This is a genomic window from Okeania sp. SIO2B9, assembly GCF_010672505.1.
Classification (GTDB): Bacteria; Cyanobacteriota; Cyanobacteriia; order Cyanobacteriales; family Microcoleaceae; genus Okeania; species Okeania hirsuta.
Genome location: NZ_JAAHGK010000709.1, coordinates 1 through 4,037, shown reverse-complemented (window position 1 = coordinate 4,037; position 4,037 = coordinate 1). Strand labels below are relative to the sequence as shown.

Annotated in this window: 4 protein-coding genes; 1 reads left to right on the top strand and 3 read right to left on the bottom strand. The window is 35.8% G+C overall.

The window, feature by feature from the left end; genetic code table 11:
- The coding region (locus F6K13_RS22045) for a hypothetical protein (protein WP_205127877.1) at positions 1-313 on the top strand (313 nt) is incomplete at its 5' end.
- A 261-nt stretch (positions 314-574) separates the two neighbouring features.
- Here the strand turns inward: F6K13_RS22045 and F6K13_RS22040 are convergent.
- The 3 genes from F6K13_RS22040 to F6K13_RS22030 form a co-directional block, all read right to left on the bottom strand.
- The gene (locus F6K13_RS22040) at positions 575-712 is read right to left on the bottom strand and encodes a hypothetical protein (RefSeq protein ID WP_161565194.1); all 138 of its coding nucleotides are present in this window, start codon (positions 710-712) and stop codon (positions 575-577) included.
- On the bottom strand, positions 709-2,277 hold the full coding sequence (gene lysS / locus F6K13_RS22035) for a lysine--tRNA ligase (protein WP_124143941.1): 1,569 nt from the start codon (positions 2,275-2,277) through the stop codon (positions 709-711). The genes F6K13_RS22040 and lysS overlap by 4 nt, the downstream gene beginning before the upstream one ends.
- Before the next feature lie 1,105 nt (positions 2,278-3,382).
- Positions 3,383-3,904: an ABC transporter permease gene (locus tag F6K13_RS22030; protein WP_287288381.1), complete on the bottom strand. Its 522-nt coding sequence runs from the start codon at positions 3,902-3,904 to the stop codon at positions 3,383-3,385.
- Positions 3,905-4,037 lie beyond the last annotated feature (133 nt).

Genomic DNA, 4,037 nt, shown 5'->3' with positions numbered 1-4,037 from the left:
ACCGGACATGATTTTATCTTATAAAGCAACACAATTTATTGTTGAGGCAATTGAATATCAAATAGCAGCTTATCAAAAACGTTTGGAGGAAATTGAAAATATAGATGAGGATGAGGCATCAGATATTGGCAATGATTGTGGTTTTTTGGAGGCACTTCGTAATGATTTACTAGAGACTTTGGAGGAAGGAAAGTTGCCTCAAGGGATGGGAAATGTTGAGTCGGAGTTGGAGAGTTTATCTTGGCAAGAATTAGTGAAATTTACTAAGGAATTATCTATTAACGATCGCTTGTTGTTAGTGGGATGTAATTAATAAGTCTATTCGAGAGGAAATTAGTAGCGCTAAGGCAGTTACTTCTTCTGTTTAAAGTCAAGGCGATCGCCTCTTAGGGATGAGAATGAGCGATCGGTGAGTTATTATGGTTCTAGCAATTGCCGAGCAGAATGGCGAATATGAAGAACGTAAACAATTTGTTCTGAAACTGTTCTACATTTTTTCTCAGAGATATCTACAGCACTTTGCGACTCTATGAGGTACACCCATAGCGGGCAAGATGCCCGCACCACAATGTTTTCACCATTTACCCGAAATATGCTGTAATATCATGTCCGGATAAGAGCGTGGTAAAAAAACTTTCTCCTTTCTCCTTTTTCCTTTTTCTTCTTTCTTCCCTCCTGACTCCTGACTCCTGACTCCTGACTCCTTCTTCAATCCTTCAAAGTCGATCGCATAGTCGGGAACATAATGGCATCCCGAATACTTTGAGTATTGGTCAATAACATCACGACACGGTCAACTCCAATACCCATTCCACCACAACTAGGCATCCCCAAGGATAACGCCTGAATAAAGTCTTCATCCATTGGATGCGCTTCATCATCTCCTGCATCTCTCTGGGCAATTTGTTCCTCAAAACGTTGGCGTTGGTCTTGAGGATCGTTTAACTCGGAAAAACCATTGGAATATTCTGTACCGTGAATAAATAACTCGAATCTTTCGACAAAACCTGGTTTGCTATGATGTCTTTTTGCTAACGGACTGACTTCAACTGGAAAATCAATTACAAAAGTAGGTTGAATTAAAGTTGACTCTACTTTTTGGTCGAAAACAGCATATAAAAGATAACCTAAACTTTGTGTTTCTAACTTGGATAATTTTAGGTTTAATTTTTCTACAGCTTTAATAGCTTCTGGCAATTCTAAGTTATCAAAATCTAGTCCTGTTTCATCCTTAACTGCTTCTACCATTGTTTTAACTTGCCAATGTTTGCCAGTGAAATTAGGATATTTTTGACTATGGTCATATTGACGTTCTAAATTAATAATTTGTCCTTGATATTCTATCTCTTTTATATCTCCTAAAACATTGTTCATACAATAACAAATAACATCTTCTACAAAACCCAAAATTTCAAAATAATCTGCATAAGCTTGATAAACTTCTAGGGAAGTAAATTCAGGATTATGGGTACTATCTATTCCTTCATTTCTAAATACCCTACCTAATTCAAATACCCGTTCAAAACCACCACAAATTGCCCGTTTTAAAAATAATTCTGTAGCAATTCGCAGATATAAATCTACATCTAAAGCATTATGATGAGTAATAAAAGGTCGAGCAGCAGCACCTCCATAAATTGCTTGTAAAACTGGTGTTTCTATTTCATAAAATCCAGCATCCCAAAGATATGTACGAATACTTTGTAAAATTTTACTCCGCATTCTAAAACGCTGTAAAGATTCGGCATTTCCAGCCAAATCCATTTCTCGATGACGACGACAAATTTCCGGGTCATTTACACCATAATAAGAGTCAGGAAAAGGAATAATAGCTTTGGAAATAATCTCAAGTTTATTTACCTGAATTGATAACTCACCTCGGTTAGTACGACAACCTATTCCTTCCGCACTAATAAAGTCTCCCACATCCAGAAGTTTTTGTATTTGTTTAAAGCTTAAACCAGGATCTCCCTTAACTAATTTTTTCTCAATTTTAAGTTGAATTTTTCCACTTTCATCTGTTAAGTTAATAAAACCAATACTACCACTATCGCGCTTAGTAGTAATACGACCACAAACTTTTAATAATTTTTCATCAGGGTCTGCTTCCCCTGGTTCTAATTCTTTTGCTGGTGGGGAAAATAGGTCGATAACTTGTTGAGCAGTGTGCGATCGCTCTACTGCTTTACTAGGATAGGGGTCTATTCCCAGGGAGCGTAATTCATCAACTCTTTGTGAACGAACTTCTGCTTCGTTCCTGGTTTCGTTTTTAGCCATTGGTAATTGTATTCTATATTTGGTTAATGAGGTTAGTATAATACCATAGTTTTTCTGTTTCTAGGAGGTGAAAAAGATTAAATTATTCCAAAGTTATTTGGAGGTTAAAAGTTTGGGATTGAAGAAGGAAGAAAGAAGAAGGAAGAAGTAAGAAGGAAGAAATAAAAGTAAGCATTTCCTCCGGAATGCTGCGCAAACAGCCGTCAGCTATCAGCTACTACTTTTAGTTTACTATCAAAGCGTTATTAATTGTCTTACTAGAAAAGTAGGCTCCCTTGACCTTAAAGTCTATTTGAATTTAAACACTGTCCTATATGAGAAAGTCTTGTTGCTGTTAACGCAGTTCCTCCGGAGGAGGCTAGCTGAATGCTAATAGCTGTTTGCGCAGCATTCCGCAGGAAATGCTTGCAAATAAAAAGGAAAAAGTGGATGGGGATAGTCAACTACCTGCTACTTCGTGTCTGATAACCCCAACTAATTAACTAATTGTAAATATCCTGTAGACGGCGAGGTATTCAAGCAAAAATTAAAATATAAAAATGATGTTATTGAAGGTTATTTTTGTTTTTAATAATATTTAAAATATACAAAAAATTAATGGTAAATATTTTTTTGAGAGATCAATATTTTAATTTATGCAGTGAGAAAAGTTTAAGTTTTGAGGTTTTTATAGTTTCAATACTTTCGTAGTGATAGTCATATTTTCTAGACTTATAGTAATGAGCGCTGGTATATTTACAAATTGCAGGAGATGCCCAATAGCTAAAAGTCTTATATTATAGGCAATTTATCCCCCCTGTTGCCTGTTGCCTGTTGCCTGTTGCCTGCGCACAGCGCTATATTTAGAATACTGCTTCACGCATCTTATATGAAATACAAAAAATCGTGCTACTTACCGAATAATTAAGGTTTAAAACCTCTCCTTTAAAGGAGAAACAATGAATTAATTTTTCTGTTCGTCAATCAATTCCGTTTTCAACAATTAATAATTAATAATTAATAGTTATTAATTGTTGAAGAATCTTCTCATTTCCCCCTACTCCCCCACTTCCTTCCGTATCCGTGTATCCGTGCCATAATCGGTGTGAGCCACTCCCCCGCTCTCCTACTGACGCTTTCCCAAAGCAGCAGGAGGGGTAGATTTTCCTGCTAAACCAATTAAAGCTAACAAAGCAATAACATAAGGTAACATCTCTAAAAATTGATACGGAATATTCAGATTAAAAGCTTGAACTCTTAATTGCAAAGCTTCTGTTGCTCCAAATAATAAACAAGCTAAAACGCTATTCACTGGATGCCATCTACCAAATATTATGGCTGCTAAGGCAATGAAACCTTTTCCACTACTCATTCCTTCGGTGAAAAATTTTACATGAACTAATGCTAAATAAACTCCTCCTAAACTTGCCAAACAACCGCTAAAACCTACGCTTAAATAACGCACTAAACTAACAGATATTCCTGCTGTTGCTGCTGCTTGAGGATATTCACCAACTGCTCTTAATGTTAAACCCCAACTGGTATGAAAAATGATATAAGTAGAAACGGGAATTAATAGCAAAAGTAGATAAAATAATAGGTCTTGATTGAATAATATTCCCAAAATTTGCAAATGTTTTAATCCCAAAAAATTGATATTTTCAATACCTGGTAGAGCAATTATTTTATCTACTTTTGCTATTAATTCCCGTTTCTACTTATATCATTTTTCATACCAGTTGGGGTTTAACATTAAGAGCAGTTGGTGAATATCCTCAAGC

Coding starts and splice junctions, on each gene's coding strand:
- lysS (WP_124143941.1), bottom strand. CDS start 2,277: ATGGCTAAAAACGAAACCAGGAACGAAGCAGAAGTTCGTTCACAAAGA.